At 65.9% G+C, this 16,697-nt stretch carries 14 protein-coding genes; 7 read left to right on the top strand and 7 right to left on the bottom strand.

Features of this window, described 5'->3' with window-relative positions; translation table 11 throughout:
* Nucleotides 1–137: 137 nt before the first annotated feature.
* The 5 genes from ACLLJI_RS14625 (at nucleotide 138) to ACLLJI_RS14605 (ending at nucleotide 7,154) form a co-directional block, all read left to right on the top strand.
* Nucleotides 138–1,781: an ABC transporter substrate-binding protein gene (locus ACLLJI_RS14625; RefSeq protein ID WP_434613597.1), complete on the top strand. Its 1,644-nt coding sequence runs from the start codon at nucleotides 138–140 to the stop codon at nucleotides 1,779–1,781.
* Nucleotides 1,782–1,972: 191 nt separating this feature from the next.
* Nucleotides 1,973–3,064: an ABC transporter permease gene (locus tag ACLLJI_RS14620; protein WP_434613594.1), complete on the top strand. Its 1,092-nt coding sequence runs from the start codon at nucleotides 1,973–1,975 to the stop codon at nucleotides 3,062–3,064.
* 2 nt (nucleotides 3,065–3,066) lie between these two features.
* A complete protein-coding gene (locus ACLLJI_RS14615; RefSeq protein WP_283560308.1) occupies nucleotides 3,067–4,044 on the top strand; it encodes an ABC transporter permease in 978 nt (325 codons plus the stop codon).
* Nucleotides 4,041–5,738, top strand: coding sequence for an ABC transporter ATP-binding protein (locus ACLLJI_RS14610; protein WP_434613590.1), 1,698 nt, complete (start codon nucleotides 4,041–4,043; stop codon nucleotides 5,736–5,738). Before ACLLJI_RS14615 ends, ACLLJI_RS14610 begins: the two co-directional genes overlap by 4 nt.
* A 177-nt stretch (nucleotides 5,739–5,915) precedes the next feature.
* A complete protein-coding gene (locus tag ACLLJI_RS14605) occupies nucleotides 5,916–7,154 on the top strand; it encodes a CAP domain-containing protein (RefSeq protein ID WP_434613587.1) in 1,239 nt (412 codons plus the stop codon).
* A gap of 205 nt (nucleotides 7,155–7,359) precedes the next feature.
* Here ACLLJI_RS14605 and ACLLJI_RS14600 read toward each other — a convergent pair whose 3' ends face one another.
* Complete coding sequence (locus ACLLJI_RS14600; RefSeq protein WP_283560305.1) at nucleotides 7,360–8,013, bottom strand: NADPH-dependent F420 reductase; 654 nt, start codon at nucleotides 8,011–8,013, stop codon at nucleotides 7,360–7,362.
* A gap of 178 nt (nucleotides 8,014–8,191) precedes the next feature.
* On the opposite strand from ACLLJI_RS14600, the gene ACLLJI_RS14595 reads away from it, so the two are divergent.
* Both ACLLJI_RS14595 and ACLLJI_RS14590 read left to right on the top strand, forming a co-directional pair.
* On the top strand, nucleotides 8,192–8,656 hold the full coding sequence (locus ACLLJI_RS14595; protein ID WP_434613585.1) for a chorismate mutase: 465 nt from the start codon (nucleotides 8,192–8,194) through the stop codon (nucleotides 8,654–8,656).
* Nucleotides 8,653–9,717 carry a hypothetical protein gene (locus tag ACLLJI_RS14590; protein WP_434613582.1) on the top strand — a complete coding sequence of 355 codons (1,065 nt, stop codon included), beginning with the start codon at nucleotides 8,653–8,655 and terminating at the stop codon, nucleotides 9,715–9,717. Before ACLLJI_RS14595 ends, ACLLJI_RS14590 begins: the two co-directional genes overlap by 4 nt.
* 10 nt (nucleotides 9,718–9,727) lie before the next feature.
* On the opposite strand, the gene ACLLJI_RS14585 is transcribed toward ACLLJI_RS14590, so the two are convergent.
* The 6 genes from ACLLJI_RS14585 to ACLLJI_RS14560 all read right to left on the bottom strand — a co-directional run bounded on the left by ACLLJI_RS14585 (nucleotide 9,728) and on the right by ACLLJI_RS14560 (nucleotide 16,539).
* Nucleotides 9,728–10,441, bottom strand: coding sequence for a DUF4166 domain-containing protein (locus ACLLJI_RS14585; RefSeq protein ID WP_283560302.1), 714 nt, complete (start codon nucleotides 10,439–10,441; stop codon nucleotides 9,728–9,730).
* 245 nt (nucleotides 10,442–10,686) lie between these two features.
* Nucleotides 10,687–11,979 carry a DUF58 domain-containing protein gene (locus ACLLJI_RS14580; RefSeq protein WP_434613578.1) on the bottom strand — a complete coding sequence of 431 codons (1,293 nt, stop codon included), beginning with the start codon at nucleotides 11,977–11,979 and terminating at the stop codon, nucleotides 10,687–10,689.
* Between the two features lie 12 nt (nucleotides 11,980–11,991).
* Nucleotides 11,992–13,188, bottom strand: a complete 1,197-nt coding sequence (locus tag ACLLJI_RS14575; RefSeq protein WP_434613575.1) for an AAA family ATPase — start codon at nucleotides 13,186–13,188, stop codon at nucleotides 11,992–11,994.
* A complete protein-coding gene (locus tag ACLLJI_RS14570; protein WP_434613572.1) occupies nucleotides 13,185–14,636 on the bottom strand; it encodes a DUF4350 domain-containing protein in 1,452 nt (483 codons plus the stop codon). Before ACLLJI_RS14570 ends, ACLLJI_RS14575 begins: the two co-directional genes overlap by 4 nt.
* Nucleotides 14,633–15,334: a DUF4129 domain-containing protein gene (locus ACLLJI_RS14565; RefSeq protein WP_434613569.1), complete on the bottom strand. Its 702-nt coding sequence runs from the start codon at nucleotides 15,332–15,334 to the stop codon at nucleotides 14,633–14,635. Before ACLLJI_RS14565 ends, ACLLJI_RS14570 begins: the two co-directional genes overlap by 4 nt.
* Nucleotides 15,313–16,539: a hypothetical protein gene (locus ACLLJI_RS14560; RefSeq protein WP_434613566.1), complete on the bottom strand. Its 1,227-nt coding sequence runs from the start codon at nucleotides 16,537–16,539 to the stop codon at nucleotides 15,313–15,315. Before ACLLJI_RS14560 ends, ACLLJI_RS14565 begins: the two co-directional genes overlap by 22 nt.
* Nucleotides 16,540–16,697 lie beyond the last annotated feature (158 nt).

Raw genomic sequence — 16,697 nt, 5'->3', positions numbered from 1 at the left:
TTGCAACTTTTGTTGTTGGGGGAAAAACTCCTTCCGGTCTGGTAGAAACGAGGGATCACGATTGTGCGCTCCCTCACAGGCAAATCCTCACGAAGGTGTTGGGCCGCGCACTGCACTTCCGACAAGAAAGATCCCACATGGCTAAGAAAAAGATAGGCCTGCGCTACCTCATGGCCTTCGCCGGAGTCTCCGCGCTGGCACTGACTGCCTGCACTGGACCCACTGCCGGTACCTCCGCAAGCAACACGGCAGGCTTCAGCGGGGCGCCCATCTCCTTCGGCACCACGGACAAGGTGACCTTCCTTGATCCCGCCGGTTCATACGACAACGGTTCCTTCATGGTGATGAACCAGATCTACCCGTTTGTGCTCAACTCCAAGCCCGGCAGCGCAGATCCACAGCCGGACATGGCGGAGTCGGCGTCGTTCACCACGCCTACCGCCTACACCGTGAAGCTGAAATCCGGTCTCAAGTGGGCCAACGGCGATACCCTTGATTCCACCGACGTGAAGTTCAGTTTTGACCGTCAGCTGAAGATCAATGATGCCAACGGTCCCGCCGCATTGCTGGGCAACCTGGCCACCGTGGACGCTCCCGATCCCACCACCGTGGTCTTCAACCTCAAGAAGGGGAACGACCAGACCTTCGCCCAGGTGCTGTCCAGCCCTGCCGGACCGATTGTGGACCACAAGGTGTTCCCGGCGGACAAGGTCATGAACGATGAGGACATCATCGCGGCGAAGGCGTTCGCCGGCCAGTACACCATTGAGACATACAAAAAGAACGAACTGATCAGCTTCAAGGCCTACCCGGATTACAAGGGACTGCTGGGCAAGCCCGCGACGGACAACGTCACGGTCAAGTACTACGCGGATTCCAACAACCTGAAGCTCGATGTACAGCAGGGCAATGTCGATGTGGCATCCCGGAGCCTGACGGCCACCGACATCGACAGCCTAAAGAGCTCCAACAAGGTCAACGTCGATGTCGGCCCCGGCGGTGAGCTGCGCTACATCGTCTTCAACTTCAACACAATGCCGTTCGGTGCCACCACGCCCGAGGCGGACCCCGCGAAGTCCCTGGCAGTCCGGCAGGCCGTGGCGGACTCCGTTGACCGGCAGGCGATTGCAGACCAGGTCTACAAGGGCACCTACCTGCCGGTGTACTCCTACGTCCCGCAGGGCTTTGCCGGAGCGATCGAGCCGCTGAAGGAGATGTACGGCGACGGGAGCGGCAAGCCCAGCGCGGATAAGGCCAAGAAGGCGCTGTCCGATGCCGGCGTCAGCACCCCCGTGTCCCTGAACCTGCAGTACAACCCGGACCACTACGGAACCTCGTCCGGAGACGAGTATGCGGCGGTCAAGGACCAGTTGGAGAAGACCGGGCTGTTCAAGGTCAATCTGCAGTCCACAGAGTGGGTCACCTACACCAAAGACCGGGTCAAGGACGCCTACCCGCTGTACCAGCTGGGTTGGTTCCCGGACTACTCCGACGCGGACAACTACCTGACCCCGTTCTTCGCCGGGGATGCCTCCAGTTTCCTGAAGAACCACTATGCCAACCCCGCCGTCGCGGACCTGATCAGCGAGCAGGTCACCACCGTCGACAAGGCAGCGCGGCAGAAAATGATCGAGCAGATCCAGACGGATGTCGCCAAGGATCTTTCCACCCTGCCCCTGCTGCAGGGCGCACAGGTCGCGGTATCGGGCAAGGACGTTAAAGGTGTCGCCAGCACGTTGGACGCATCGTTCAAGTTCCGTCTGGGCGTGCTGTCCAAATAGTCCCTGGCAGGGATAAACCCTGAAATAAAGTACGGACTGCCGGTTGGGGAGGCGGGGTGGCCACCGGCGCCCCGCCTCCTTGCATGAGGGCCGGCGTGGCGCCTACCGGCGCCCCGCCTCCTGGCATGAGAGCCGGAGCTCCGCAGAGGCGGACCGCCGCGGGCAGGCGGACACAACAGAACTGGGTAGTTATGACAACGTTGATTGACGCACCGCCGCAAGAGGAAGATGGGCTTCTTCCTGCCAAGAGATCCAAAACCGGCGGCGGGCTTGGCAAATATTTGGTCGTCAGGTTTTTCCTGATCTTCCCCACGATTTTCATCCTGATCACCATGGTCTTTTTCCTGATGCGGATCACCGGCGATCCGATCACCGCGGCGCTCGGTGGGCGCCTCCCACCCGACGCCCTGCAGGCGAGGATCCACGAGGCCGGCTATGACAGGCCCATCCTGGTGCAGTACATCGAATATCTGGGTCAGATCGCTACGGGCAATTTCGGCCGCACCATCTCGGACAACCTCAAGGTCACGGATATGCTCGCGACCTACGGGACCGCGACCCTGGAACTGGCGATCAACTCACTGGTGGTGGCGTTGATCATCGGCATTCCGCTGGGCATGGTGGCCGCCAAATACCGCGACAAATGGCCCGACGCGGTCCTGCGGGTCTTCGCCATCCTCTCCTATGCGACCCCTGTTTTCTTCGCCGGCCTGCTGCTGAAGCTGATTTTTTCCGTCGGATTGGGCTGGCTGCCCGTCGCGGGCCGGGCCAAATCGGGCAATGAGATCGCCCTGACGGCGTTGGCGAATCCCTCGGGAATTTACTGGCTTGATGCCATCCGCAGCGGCAACATGGCTGCGCTGGGAGATGTGATGGCGCACGCCGTACTGCCTGCCATCGCGCTTGGCCTGCTGACCGGTGGCGTCTTCCTGCGCCTGGTCCGGACCAACGTGATCGGCACGCTGAGCAAGGACTATGTCGAAGCAGGCCGGTCCCGCGGTATCCGGGAATTCCGGCTGGTGACCAAACATGCGTACAAGCCGGCGCTGATTCCCATCATCACCGTGATGGGCCTGCAGATCGCCTTGCTGCTCGGCGGCGCCGTGCTGACGGAAACGACCTTCGAGTGGAAGGGCCTGGGCTTTCAGCTGGCCCAGTACCTCACGGCGCGCGACTTCGTTGCGGTGCAGGGGATCGTGGTCCTGCTGGCAGTGATAGTGGCGCTGACCAACTTCGTCGTGGACGTCGTCGCCGCCCTGATCGATCCCCGAGTGAGGTACTGAAGATGAGCAGAAAAGACGGTTCCCTTATCCAGCGCCTGCCCGTGATCTCCCACCTGCGCAAGAGCGTGGGGCTGCAGCGCGGCATGTTGGTCACCGGTCTGATCATCAGTGCGTTGTTCCTTCTGACGGCGGCGCTCGCACCGTTGATCTCCCCCTACGGCTTTGCCCAGCACTTCGACACCCAGCAGCCGCCGTCGTCCGCACACCTGTGGGGCACGACGTCGGGCGGTTACGATGTGCTCTCCCGCGTGGTCTGGGGGACGCAGACCGCGGTCCTCGTCATTGTCGTTGCCGTGATTCTGTCGATTTTCCTGGGCGTCGCCCTCGGCCTGGTCTCCGGCTACATCGGCGGCTGGCTGGACCGGATCCTGGTCGTAATTGCGGATGCCATCTACGCCTTCCCCACCCTGCTGCTTGCCATCGTCATGTCCATTGCGATCAGCCAGGGCCGCTCCAGCATGCTCGGGGGCATTATGGCGGCGGCCATCTCCATTACGGTGGTGTTCATCCCGCAGTATTTCCGCGTTATCCGGGCGGAGACCATCAGGCTCAAGGCGGAGCCGTTCGTGGAATCAGCCATGGTGGTGGGCGCCTCATCAGTGCGGATCATGGCCCGGCACATCTACAAGAACGCCACCCGGACGCTGCCGTTGATCTTTACCCTGAACGCCTCCGAAGCCATCTTGACCCTGGCCGGCCTCGGATTCCTGGGTTTTGGGATCGAACCGTCCTCCGCCGCCGAGTGGGGTTACGACCTGAACAAGGCCCTCTCCGATACCACCGCCGGCATCTGGTGGACGGGTGTCTTCCCGGGAGCGGCCATCGTTCTCACCGTGCTGGGCCTGACCCTGGTGGGCGAGAGCATGAACGATCTGAACGATCCACGGCTACGCGGCCGCCGACGTGCCGGCAAAACGGCTCCCACTGCCACAGCCGGCCCCACCGCGAACAGCACCCCTGAGAACGAGGTAACGGTATGAGACGCCATGCAGAGCAGCTGGATGAGGTCAGCGACGTGAAGGACGGCCCGGTGCTGAGCATTGAGCACCTGAAGGTCACCTTTGCCACGGACACCGGCGACGTCAAAGCGGTCGACGACGTCTCCCTCAACGTAGCGCCCGCCGAAATCGTCGCCATCGTCGGTGAGTCAGGATCGGGCAAAACGGTTACCGCGAAAACCATCCTGGGGCTGCTGCCGGAGACGGCCATCAGCTCCGGGGCGGTGCTGATCAGCGGCAACAACGTGATCAGCGTGACGCCGCGGCACCTGCGCCAGATCCGCGGTCAGGAGGTAGCCATGGTGTTCCAGGAGCCCTCCACGGCGCTGAACCCGGTGTTCACCGTCGGCTGGCAGATTGCCGAGGGGCTGCGCGCGCACGGAAAGGTCAGCAAAAAGGCCGCCCGGGCCCGGGCCATCGAGGCGCTGGGCAAGGTGGGCATCCCGGAGCCGGAAAAACGGGTGGACTACTATCCGCACCAGTTCTCCGGTGGGCAGAAACAGCGGGTGGTGATTGCCGCGGCGCTGGCGCTCAATCCCGGGCTGATTGTCGCGGATGAGCCCACCACGGCGCTGGATGTCACGGTCCAGGCCGAAATTCTGGAGCTGCTGCGGGACTGCCGCGACATCTTCGGCACGTCAATCGTCCTGATCACGCACAATATGGGCGTGGTGGCGGATCTTGCGGACCGGGTGGTGGTGATGTATCAGGGCGATGTGGTGGAGGAAGCCGACGCCATAACGCTCTTCGCCTCACCGAAACAGGATTACACCAGGAAGCTGCTGGCGGCCGTCCCTCATCTGGGCCGCAATTCCGCCTCGGCGGGGCTGACGGAGCGGGCGCATCAGGATTCGGAGGTGCTTGTGCAGGCCCGGGATCTGGTCATCGAGTACCCTGGCCGGCTCGGTACTCCGGCGTTCCGGGCCGTCGACAGCGTGAACTTCAGCATTTCCGCCGGTGAAGTCTTCGGCCTGGTGGGGGAGTCCGGTTCCGGGAAGACGACCATCGGGCGGGCCATCGCCGGGCTGAACAAGACCACGGGCGGATCGCTGAAGGTCCTCGGCTACGAAATGCTCAATTTCCGTGAGCGGAGCTTCCGGCCGCTGCGCAAGGAGATCGGCTTCGTGTTCCAGGATCCTGCGGCCTCCTTCAACCCGCAGCTGTCCATCGGTGAATGTGTCGCGGAACCGATCCTGATCCACGAAGACCGGTCACCCCAGGACGTGGACAAGCGTGTTGCCGAACTGCTGGAGGCGGTTCAGCTGCCCAAGACCTACGCGGACAGATACCCGCATGAGCTCTCCGGCGGCCAGCGGCAGCGCGCGTCATTGGCCCGGGCGCTGGCGCTGAACCCGAGGCTGCTGATCGCCGACGAGCCCACGTCGGCGTTGGATGTTTCGGTGCAGGCCAAGGTGTTGGAGCTGTTCAAGGAGATTCAGGCCGAGTTCGGGTTCGCTGCGCTCTTCATCAGCCATGACCTCGCCGTGGTGGATATCCTCTCACACTGGGTTGGCGTGTTGTATAAAGGCAAGATGGTGGAGCAAGGGATCGGCAGCGAGGTGATGTGCCGTCCGCAGGACGACTACACGAAGCGGCTGATCGCGTCCCTGCCGGTGCCGGATCCGGCGGAGCAGGCGAAACGGCGCGAAGCACACAGGGCCCTCCTGCTCAGCTGACACCCCTGCGGGCGGCCTTGTACCCCGGCATTCCTGCCGGGGTACAAGGCCGCCTTGGGACTCTGGCATACTTTGAGAGTTATTTCCCGGTCCGCAGTAGGGCGCCGGCGGCTGGCTGGGAATCCGATTGTGCCTGCCCGATTCTGCGGACCGTCCGACACAAGGAATACAGGTCTCATGAATAAGCACACCGTGCGACGCTCAGCCGTGTCCGCCGCCACCCTGGCGGCGCTGGCTATGCTGGTCCTCTCAGCACCGTCCGCCGTTGCTGGGCCCGCACCGGTCGCCAAGGAAATGCGGCCAGCAGTCGTTGTACCCGCCTCCCTGTACAGCGACAGCTTTGCCAGACAGGTGTTCGATTTGATGAACGCCAAGCGCGCGGCGGCAGGTGTTGCACCGCTGAAGTGGAACCAGAGCATCGCGGATGTTTCGCAGGATTGGTCAGACCATCTCGGCGTGGTCACCCGCGACCCCAATTTTGACTTTGCCACCATCCACAGGCCAGCTGGCACGGGCAAGCAGATACCGCGCGGGGCCACGTGGTACAGCGAAATCATCGCCTTCAATTTCACCCCCGCGGCCGTGGTCAACTGGTGGATGGATTCGCCCTCGCACAAGGCTGCGATGCTGGATTCCAGAGTGACCGATGCCGGGCTCGGCATCACCGTCCCCACCGCAGGCCCCTATAAGGGCTGGCGCCTCGTCGTGTCCAATCTCGCCGGATATCCCGGTTCCAATCCGCCGCCCGCTGCCAGCGGCAGTCCCGCCACGGGGGCGGCCCCGATTCAAGCAAAGGCGGCCGCTAACCCGGGCCTCGGCTCTGCAACCGCGGGCGTCATTTGTGGACTCGTCCGCGGGGGCTGCTACCAGAACTACCGGAATGGCGTCATCATGTGGTCACCGGCTACCGGAGCCCGGATTTCGATGGGCGGAATCCGTGGACAATGGGCCGCCACGGGTTTTGAGAACGGGGGGCTGGGTTATCCGACCACTGACGAAGTCGGTGGTTTGCGCGCCGGCGGTGTATACCAGAACTATGAGGGCGGCGCCATCATCTGGTCGCCGGCTACGGGAGCCCGCATTTCGGTCGGTGGCATTCGTGCTGCATGGGCTGCGAGCGGTTTTGAGAACGGCCGTTTAGGGTATCCGGTCACAAACGAAGTTGTCGGTCTGCGCGACGGCGGTGTGTACCAGAATTACCAGGGCGGGGCAATCATTTGGTCACCGGCTACCGGTGCCCGCATTTCGATCGGCGGCATCCGTAAGACATGGGCGTCCACGGGGTTCGAAAACGGCCGCCTGGGTTACCCGACCACGAACGAATACTCGATCGGCCGAGGAAACGTGGCCCAAGACTATCAAGGTGGCCGCATTTCCTGGACGCACGGAACGGGGGCGTCCATTAGATACCGCTGATCACCTGACGGACAGTGGCAATCACGTCTGATTGCCGTGCCTGCACTGCAATCAGACTTCCAATGGCCTCCGTCTGTTCAAGGCCACCCGGCGCGTCGGTTTCCCGGAGGCACACCGCGCGCTGCTGCACAGCCGGTGCACGCACCGGAACATCAGTCCGAAAAGCACTGCCGCACCGACTGGATCGGGCACCGGATCCTTCCGGTCAGGAGACGACCCTGAAATTGAAACTGGCGTGGCCCAGGTTCCCCATCAGCCTCAGCCAGAGCGGCAGGTACATTTCCATCCCCCGGGCGCCGTCCAGGCCGCCGAGATCACGGATGTGCCCGGGCTGCCAACCGATCTCCTGCAGCAGGCCGACGACGACGGCCTTCGCGTCGTCGTCGTTCCCGGCAAGAAAAACGTCATGGTCCCCGCCGGCCACCAGTTGAGGGTCCACCATGACGGGCGCTGCCATGGTGTTCAGCGTCTTCACAACCATGGCGTCCGGAAAGACGCGCTGGATGGATTCAGCCAGGCTGTCGGTATTGAGAACCGACAGCGACGGCGGGAATCCGGCGGAAAAATCCAGCGCGTTGGCGACATCGATCAGCACCTTACCCGCCAGATTCCGGGCGCCGCAGGCGTTAAGTGCCAGCAGCGACGATGCGCCGGCCGTGGCATTGACGATGACGTCCGACCCTTCCGCGGCGCCGGAGAAACTCGCCGCTCGGGCCTTCGCACCGGCCGACACGACCCACTCGGCCGCTGTCGGATTGGCGGCGTCGCGCGAGCCCATGGCCACAGTGTGTCCGAGGGCGGTAAATTTGCTCCCCAGCGTCCGGCCGACCGGTCCTGTGCCGAGGACTGCAATCTTCATGATGGCTCCTTCGCCGGTGCCGCGCAGCCGGGTACTCGGATTGTCTCAGCAGCGGCGGCTTCCTACATGTCAACTACAGCACAGGCGGCGGCGCTGTCAACAGCTGCGGGACCCCGGGACGAATCCCTGCGGGCGGCCACATTGCTTGTGACGACGGCCCACCACTTAGACTAAAACAATGACCGAACCGACCCATCGGCACGAGGCCGTACCGGATTTTGACCCGACCGCCAGCTCGCTTGCCGGCCATGTTGCCCCCGAGGTTATGGCCGAGCTGCTCTCGATGCGCTCCAGCATCGACAATATAGACGCGACGTTGGTGTATCTGCTCGCGGAGCGGTTCAAGGCCACCCAGCGGGTCGGTTTCCTGAAGGCGCAGCACCGGCTCCCGCCGGGGGATCCGGGACGGGAGGCCGCGCAGATCGCGCGGCTGCGGGCGTTGGCCGAGTCGGCGCATCTGGATCCCGCCTTCGCGGAGAAGTTCCTGAACTTCATCATCAGCGAGGTGATCCGCCACCATCAGGCCATTTCGGAGAGCCATTCCGAGGCCCTGCGGACCGGGGCGACGCCCGTTGTGAACGCCAACGGCACGCACTCCGCGGCGGGAACAGCGGCCGACGACGGCGGCTCAGCCGCGCGGTGAGTGCCCCTTTGGACACCGGTTCCGAGCCGGCAGAGCCGACGACCCGATCCGTCACCGCCACCGCCCTCGGCAGCTGGCCGGGAACAGACCCGGTGGAGGCTGCCCTGATCACCCGCGGTGAACTCGGCGATCCGCATCTGCCGTATCTGGTGCAGCTGCCGGACCGGGGGATAGGCTCCGACGCGGTGGGACGGACCGCTGCGGTGCTCATCGAGCTGCCGGTGGACGTGCAGCCCTTCGGCTGGCGGCTGGTGGACCGGTCCGGCGCCGATCAGCGCCGGGCGGTCTCGGCGCTGTCCACTGATATTAACGTCCTGGCCGACGTCGTGGGCGCGGAGGAGCAGCCCGGGCACGAGCTGAAGATCCAGCTGTGCGGACCGTGGACCATGGCCGCCTCGCTGTATACGCATTACGGCGAACGCGCCCTCCTGGATGTCGGGGCGCGGCGGGAAATCACTGAGTCCCTGGCGGCCGGCATCGCGGAGCATCTGGCCCGCGTGCGCTCAGCCGTTCCCGGGGCGCAGCTGACCCTGCAGCTCGATGAACCGGAGATCGCCCGGGTCCTGGCCGGCACCATTCCCACGGCCAGCGGTTACCGAACCTTACGCTCCATCGCCGCGCCGGAGGTTTCCCAGGGCTGGGAGCTGGTGTTCGCCGCGGCGAAGGCCGCCGGAGCGGGTCAGGTGGTGCTTGCGCTGCCGGGAGCCGACGCCCCGATTGGTGCGGCGTTCACCGCGGGGGCCGACGGTGTCGCGCTGGCCTTGAGCGCGCTGGCGGCGGGAGACTGGGAACAGCTCGCCGGTGCCGTGGAAAACGGGAAGCAGGTGTGGGCCGGCGTCATCGCGTCCGCGGACCACGCCGCGGAACTGCCGCAGGTGTCCCGGCTGGTGGAGAGGGTCATGCGGCCGTGGCGAGGGGTGGGGCTGCCGGCACGTCAGCTCTCGGCACTGCGCCTGACGCCCGCGGCCGGCTTGGCCGGCCATACGCCGTCGTCCGCGCGTGCGGTCCTGACGCGGCTGACGGATGCCGCCCGCGCGCTCAACGACGTGCGCACCGAATAGGCGCTACCCGTCAGACCCTGGCTTCCCACTGGGCCGGCTGGGCGTAGGAGGGCAGCGACCCCAGCACGCCGTGGGCGGCGGCTTCGTGGGCCGGGTACGGCACCAGCGTGTAGTCGAAACTGCCGGCATAGACCAGCACCACACCGAGCTGGGGCTGGATCACCTTCACCTGGATCCGGTGGCGTTCCGTTCCACGGTCCCACCATTGCTGCGCATACGCCCTGGCATCCAGCAGGGCCGGAAGCGGCAGCCGGACCTTGCCCGCCAGCAGCCGGGACCGTTGTGAGACACCGCGCAGCAGGCCGTCCGGGGTGACGCTCACGTTCAGGTCCGTCACGAGCCGCCGGTACTTGCCGACATAATCCACCAGCGTGTTCCGGCTGCCGGTAGTCTGCAGGCTTGTGGTGTCCTGGAACAGCCGCGTCACATGCGGGAAGCTAATCTCGCGGCGGGCAGTCAGGCTGGCGCGCCCGAACGGGTCCAGATGCGCATGGTTTTCGATCCGGAAGGGAACCGCGGTGCCATATTCGGGAAAGAATGCCTCCTCGCCGGTGCTCAGTTTCAGCAGCGGACGGAGCCACGGCTGCGGGCAGCCGGCGACGTCGAAGGTGCCGTTTCCTACGCCGTAGCTCCCCGAGCCGGGTTCCAGCGAGAAGTAATCCTGGACCTCGGGCTGGAGCCGGCGGAAATCCTCGCCCAGGGCCTGTTCATAAATACCGCTCATGCGTTAACCCTACTGCCCCATGGCGGGCCACCGAGGCGGGCTGGCCGGGAGGCGGGCTGGCTGGGGCGACGGGCTGGTCGGGAGAGCGGGTTGGAGGGGCGACGGGCTGGCCGGGAAACTGCTGGCTGGGGAGGCTGCTGGCTCGGAAACTGCTGGCTGGGAGGCTGCTGGCTGGGGAAGCCGGTTGACCGGACGGGCTCGGTACCGGGATGGATGTCCGGCCCGGATGTACGCAGGCGGCCCGGTCAGAGCCGGCCGGCAGCCTTGAGCCGGATGTACATGTCCGCCAGCCTCGGCGGAAGCTCGTGCGGGTCCTCGTCCACCACCTCGACGCCGAGCGTTCGGATCAGCGCACTGAGTGCTTCCCGGTCCAGCAGCGCGCGCTCGGCGGCTGCCGCACGGTAGACATCCGACGCCGTCGTCCGTTCAGCACGCAGCCGGCCCAGCAGCGGGTCCCGTACCGCGGCCACCACGACGACATGGTCGGGTGCCAGCTGGGCCAGCATCGGCAGCAGGCCTTCCTCCGCCGCCCCCGAGTCGAGCGCGGTCAGCAGGACCACCAGGGAGCGGTGGGCGGAGACGGCGCGGATCCGGCCGGGAATCTGCTGCCAGTCCATTTCTATCAGCTCGGAGCGCAGCGGGGCCATCGCCTGGACCAGGGCGCCGAGCAGGTTGCCCTTCGTCGTTGACCCGGCCTGCGCCCGGATCCGGCGGTCGAAGGCCAAAAAATCCACCCGGTCACCGCCTCGCTCGGCCAGTACCGCCAGCAGCAGGGCGGCCTCGATCCCGGTATCGAGCCGCGGCTCATCCTCGATCCGGGCAGCGGAGGTCCGGGAGGTGTCTAGCAGGATGACGACGCGCCTGTCCCGCTCGGGCCGCCAGGTTCGGACGACGACGCCCTGCCGCCGGGCGGCGGCCCGCCAGTCAATGGAGCGCACGTCATCACCGCGGACGTAGTCGCGCAGGGAATCGAATTCGGTGCCGGCACCGCGGATCTGGACGGCCGCCCTGCCATCGAGTTCGCGCAGTTTCCGCAGCCTCGAGGGCAGATGCCGCTTGGAGTTGAATGGCGGAAGGACCCGCAGGCGGCCCGGTGCAGCGATCGTCAGCTGTCGGGCGGCCATCCCGAGCGGGCCGTAGGAACGAATGGTGGTGTGCGGGGTGTGCAGGTCACCGCGCCGGGTGGGCCGCAGCCGCACGGTGATCCGGGACCGTTCGCCCGACGGAATGAGCACCCGCTGGCGCGGGTTCAGCGCGTTGGCCGAGGGTTGCCACGCCTCGCGCACCAGCGCGCGCATCCTCCGGCGGGAACCGTTGGCGATCGTCAGGACCGAGCTGGTGCTCTCACCGAGCCGGACGCTGTCCGGCAGGGTGCGGCGCAGCACCACTGTGCGCGCCGACGCCGCCAGGACGAGATCCATCGCCAGCACCACCGCCAGCAGCAGCAGCCATAGGAAGATGGTTGCTGCTGCCGGGAATAGCAGCAAGGGGATCAGGCCCGCCAGCGCCAGCAGCACAAACCTTCCGGTAATCGCCATCGCAATCCCCGGTCAGCGCGGCACGGGGACGGTGGCCAAAATATGCGCCAGCACGTCGTCCACGCTGACCCCGTCCATCTGCGCTTCGGGCCGCAGGCCCACGCGGTGACGGAGTGCCGGCAGCGTGAGGGCCTTGACGTCGTCGGGCGTGACAAAACTCCGGTCTGATAGCCAGGCCCAAGCGCGGGAGGTGTTCAGCAGGGCGGTCGCGCCACGGGGCGAGACACCGAGCTGAAACGACGGCGCAGCCCGGGTGGCCCGGACCAGATCCACGATGTAGGCGAGCACTTCGGGGGAGATGCCGACCTTGTTCACCGCATTTCTGGCCCGTTCAAGCTCCGCGGCCCCGGCCACGGAACGGACTCCGGCCGCCGCGAGATCCTGCGGATCGAACCCGAGACTGTGCCGGCGGACTACCTCAATTTCGTCGTCGCGGCCCGGGAGCGGCATCGTCAGCTTCAGCAGAAACCTGTCCAACTGCGCCTCTGGCAGCGGATACGTGCCCTCATATTCGACCGGGTTCTGGGTGGCTGCCACCATGAACGGTGCCGGCAGTTTTCGTGATACGCCGTCCACCGAGACCTGGTGTTCTTCCATTGCCTCCAGCAATGCGGCCTGGGTTTTCGGAGGGGTCCGGTTAATCTCATCGGCGAGCAGAATATTGGTGAAGACCGGGCCTTCACGGAAGCTGAAATTAGAACTGTGGGCATCATAGATCAGCGAGCCGGTCACATCGCCGGGCATCAGGTCTGGCGTGAACTGGATGCGTTTGGCATCCAGGCTCAGCGCAGTGGAGAGGGTGCGGACCAGCAGCGTTTTGGCCACGCCCGGGACGCCCTCCAGCAGCACGTGGCCCCGGGCCAGCAGTGCGATCAGCATGCCCGTGACCGTTGCATCCTGCCCGACGACGGCCTTGGCGACTTCCGTGCGCACGTTCAACAACGCCTGCCGCACCGGATCGAGGCTCCGGGGCTGGTGCCGCGGGGCCGCGCCCGCCAGCGGGCTGCCCGCCGGCGGGCTGCCCGCGGGGCGGCCGGGTTCCGCGGTTTCCGCCGGACCGGCCGGCGGCAAAGGCTGTGGCTGCGGCGTGAACGGCTGCGTGGCTGCGTACTGGGCTGCCAGGGAGGCCAAATTGGGGGCAAATTGCTCCGGCACCGGTGCAGATGGCAAACCCACAATGGGCTGTCCGTCGGGATACTGTTCGCTCATCTGGAGGTGACTTCTTTCTCTAGTACGTCGAGGTCCCGTGCCCAGCGCAGCAGCGCCGCATCGGTGCCCGGCTTGGCCTGAATCAGCTGCGTCAACTCTTCGGCGGACCGCCCGGTTTGGGCGCTGATCGAGGCGACAACATCGTCTCTGGACGCCCCGGGACCCAACCGAAGATGGTGTGCCATCCGTAGCAGCGAACCCGCCCGCAGGCTGGCGGCCGCAGTGCCGACAGCACCGGCATCTTGGTAAAGACGGGCGCGCCCGGCGGCCGTTTCAGAAGCCTGCACCACAACCGGCAGCGGTTCCGGCACCAAGGGCCCGTCGCGGCGGCCCTTCCAGAGCATGCCGAGAACGGCCACGATCAGCAGCCAGATCCCGGCCGGGACCCGCCACTCGGGGGTGAGCTGGGCGAGGTCTTTCGGGGTTTCGGCCTGGGCTAAATCCTGCAGCGACGGTGTATACCAGAGCAGATTCCTGGCCTTGCCAAGGGTGCGCAGGGCGAGGGCGGCATTGCCGCTGGTGCCCAGCTTGTCATTGCTGAGGACCGCACGGTTGCCGAGGACGATGGTGCGCCCATCCGCGCTAGCTGCGTAGAGTCCGGCGCGATCTCCGCTGTCAGCGGGACCACCGACAGGGGAGCCAGCGCCGTCGGGCGTGCCGCCGCCGCCGGCGCTGGCGGGCGTGCGGCCCGTGCCGCCGTCGGGCATGGCTCCACCGCCGTCGGGCGTGCCCCCGTCCGGAAAACAGGTCACCGGGCCGCGGTAAACCGTGCCGCCGTCGGCGCTGATGGCCCCGGCAGCCTCGGCGTCCGCCATGCCGCAGGCGGCTGCGGCAGTGGCGGCCTGGAAGGATGCCGCGCCGGCTACGGTGATTGAACCGCCGACCCCGGCCAACGTTAGCGGCCCGGGTTCCACCAGCACCAAAGTGCTGCCGGTTCCGGCCAGCCGCTGGAGCTGATCGTGGTCGAGCAGGCCTGACGGATCGAAGAGCAGGACCGTCGTAGCGGCGACCCCGCCCTTCTGCACGGTGCTAAGCGTCGCCGCGAGGGTGTCCGTTGCGGTGACGCTGACGCCGCGCTGCCGCAGGATCTGTACCGCGGCCATGGCGCCCTCGGGGGCCGGATTGTCCGCAGCGAGTTCGCCGGCGCTGCGCTGCTCCCGGCTGCCAAGTACGAAAAGAGTCAGGGTCACCAGCACGAACAGCGCGCCGACAACCAGCCAGAAGCGGTGCTTTCCCAGGGTTGCACGGAAGCGTCCCGAGCCGGTGGAGAGGCCACCGCGGTAGAGGTCACCGCCGGAGGGGCCACCGGTTGAAGCGGATTCATGGATGTCGGCTGCCTCATTCCGAACTCCAGACAGGGCGTTTCCCTGGCCTTCGCACCCGGTCACCGGCGGCGCCTCGTGCGCGGCCGCCGGGACGGCGCCGGGCGGCTGAAAGGGAGTGCTCATCGCCGAGCCACCGCCGAAGCGGGGCCGTCGTCGTATTCCGGAGTTTGCTTCACTAAAGTCTGCTCCAGTGCGAGCAGTCGGTCATAGTCCGCCGCCGCGGGGACCGCCTTCCCGTAGCGGACGCCGTTAAACAATCCCGCCGAAGCGAGCAATTCATCGCGGTGCCCGGCGAAGGCGCCGACGAGCCGGGCCGTGACTTCATCCGCAGTCCGGCCAGGCTGCGGATCAAGGACGGCGCGCTCCTCGGACGCGCGGACCAGCGCCCTGAACTGTTCGGCGACGGCGCCCGCATAATCGCCGCCCCCTGCGGCCTGCGCTGCCAGCTTCCGGTGTTCAGCCGCGGTGCGGGGCACATCGTTTTCGAAGATGTCGGCGGCGGCAACTTGTTTCCGGTTCAGTCGCGGCCGAACCAGCCACACAGCGATCGCGGCCAGTACCAGCACCAGCAGGCCCAGCAGCACCAGGCCCAGGTTACCGTTGATGGCGGAGAGCCCATCCAGCAGATCCCGGAAAAATTTGACGATCCGCTGCAGGATCAGCTCCGCCAGACCGGGCCTGGCGTCTTGGTAGACCTTCTTGGACAATTCCTCTTGGGCCCATCTGCGCGCCTCATCGCCGCCCGGGATGACCGGTACGTCGGCGCGCACTAAGGCCGGATACGGGCCGCCGGAGACTATCATTTTGGAGCTGCGGGCCATGTCCTGGCTGCCGGTACAGCGCCGGGGATGCCATCCGGATCGCTTCCTGGGCCGCCTTCGTGCTCCTTCATCAGCACAATGTCGAAGCCTTCCGTGCGCATCCGCAGGTTCACATAGATCAGGGCCAGCACGCCGGCTTGGAACGCCAATGCGACAGCGCCGATCATGCTGGAGACAAGCAGGGATATCACCTGCCCGACGACGGCCTGCAGAATCAGCTGCTCTTCGGTGGGATTGGCGTTGATGAGCATAGTGACGATGCTGACGACGAAGCCCACGGCCGTGGAAATGCCTCCGGTGATGGCGCCGACGATCAGGCTCGCGACGATCGAGGTGCCGAAGGTGCGCCACCAGTTGTTGCTGGTCAGCCCCCAGGACCGCGCAACGGCGTGGAAAATGCCGAGATTCTCCACGATCATGGCGGCCGGAGCCACGAGCAGCTTGGTGCCGATCCAGATGAATCCGGCGATCATGGCCAGCACCAGGGCTACGGTGATGAGGGCGCCGCCGACGCCCAGATTGGCGACGAGCAGTACTGCGACGAGGACGACGATTGCGATCACGACGCTCGCGCCTAGCATATAGAGCAGGGACAACCCGATCAGCGAACCGATGCGGCGGCGGGCCAGCGACCACATTTGTTTGAAGGTGGTGGTGCGGTTGAGTACGGCGCGGGACACCGGGATCACCAGGACGCCCTGCAGGATCATCTGGGTGAGCGTCTGGAGCAGGACCGCTATCAGCACGGTGGCCCCGGCGCCGACAACGAAAGAGACTATCTGGCTTCTGGACGCGGTTCCTTCGATCAGCGGCTGATACAAGGTGCGGCCGCTGAAGAATACCGCCAGCAGGACGACGGTCAACACAGCGGAAAAAGCTTGGACCAGCAGTGCCGAACCGAACATCGCCTTGCCGTTGCGCCGCGCGGCTTGGAATGCGCCATCGAGGATCTCACCAAGTCCGAGTGGCCGCAGCGGAATGACACCGGGCTTCGGCGGCGCAACATACTGCTGGTAAGCGGGGAACGGCTGTTGCGGCCCGGGCTGGGGCGGCCCTCCCGGCGGCCCGTATTGACCCCATTGTGGGGCCTGCCCCCATTGGGGTGCTTGGCCCCATCGGGACGGCTGGTCCCATTGCTGGTTGGGCCCGGGCTGGTCGGGCCCGCTGGCGCGACCCCCGGTCGGTTCGTCCGGTTCCTGCGTCATGATCTTCTCCCCATCTGAACGCAGCCAATCTCCCAATGCGCCGGCGGTAAACCGGTGCCGGATCCTGACTCTCGGTTCAGCCTATCGGCACCAGCCGCCGTCGGCCATTATTGGGCTTTGGCATCGGCTCCTCCCTGGACCGCTGCCAAAGGTAAGGA

Origin of the sequence: Arthrobacter sp. A5, assembly GCF_051131705.1 — a bacterium.
GTDB lineage: Bacteria > Actinomycetota > Actinomycetes > Actinomycetales > Micrococcaceae > Arthrobacter_M.
Note: the sequence above shows the minus strand (reverse complement) of the source record. Positions and strands in the feature narration are given on the sequence as shown.

Bases quoted from the DNA above. Each gene is read 5' to 3' on its own strand.
- ACLLJI_RS14625 (WP_434613597.1), top strand. From the start codon at position 138: ATGGCTAAGAAAAAGATAGGCCTGCGCTACCTCATGGCCTTCGCCGGA.
- ACLLJI_RS14620 (WP_434613594.1), top strand. From the start codon at position 1,973: ATGACAACGTTGATTGACGCACCGCCGCAAGAGGAAGATGGGCTTCTT.
- ACLLJI_RS14615 (WP_283560308.1), top strand. From the start codon at position 3,067: ATGAGCAGAAAAGACGGTTCCCTTATCCAGCGCCTGCCCGTGATCTCC.
- ACLLJI_RS14610 (WP_434613590.1), top strand. From the start codon at position 4,041: ATGAGACGCCATGCAGAGCAGCTGGATGAGGTCAGCGACGTGAAGGAC.
- ACLLJI_RS14605 (WP_434613587.1), top strand. From the start codon at position 5,916: ATGAATAAGCACACCGTGCGACGCTCAGCCGTGTCCGCCGCCACCCTG.
- ACLLJI_RS14600 (WP_283560305.1), bottom strand. From the start codon at position 8,013: ATGAAGATTGCAGTCCTCGGCACAGGACCGGTCGGCCGGACGCTGGGG.
- ACLLJI_RS14595 (WP_434613585.1), top strand. From the start codon at position 8,192: ATGACCGAACCGACCCATCGGCACGAGGCCGTACCGGATTTTGACCCG.
- ACLLJI_RS14585 (WP_283560302.1), bottom strand. From the start codon at position 10,441: ATGAGCGGTATTTATGAACAGGCCCTGGGCGAGGATTTCCGCCGGCTC.
- ACLLJI_RS14580 (WP_434613578.1), bottom strand. From the start codon at position 11,979: ATGGCGATTACCGGAAGGTTTGTGCTGCTGGCGCTGGCGGGCCTGATC.
- ACLLJI_RS14575 (WP_434613575.1), bottom strand. From the start codon at position 13,188: ATGAGCGAACAGTATCCCGACGGACAGCCCATTGTGGGTTTGCCATCT.
- ACLLJI_RS14570 (WP_434613572.1), bottom strand. From the start codon at position 14,636: ATGAGCACTCCCTTTCAGCCGCCCGGCGCCGTCCCGGCGGCCGCGCAC.
- ACLLJI_RS14565 (WP_434613569.1), bottom strand. From the start codon at position 15,334: ATGGCCCGCAGCTCCAAAATGATAGTCTCCGGCGGCCCGTATCCGGCC.
- ACLLJI_RS14560 (WP_434613566.1), bottom strand. From the start codon at position 16,539: ATGACGCAGGAACCGGACGAACCGACCGGGGGTCGCGCCAGCGGGCCC.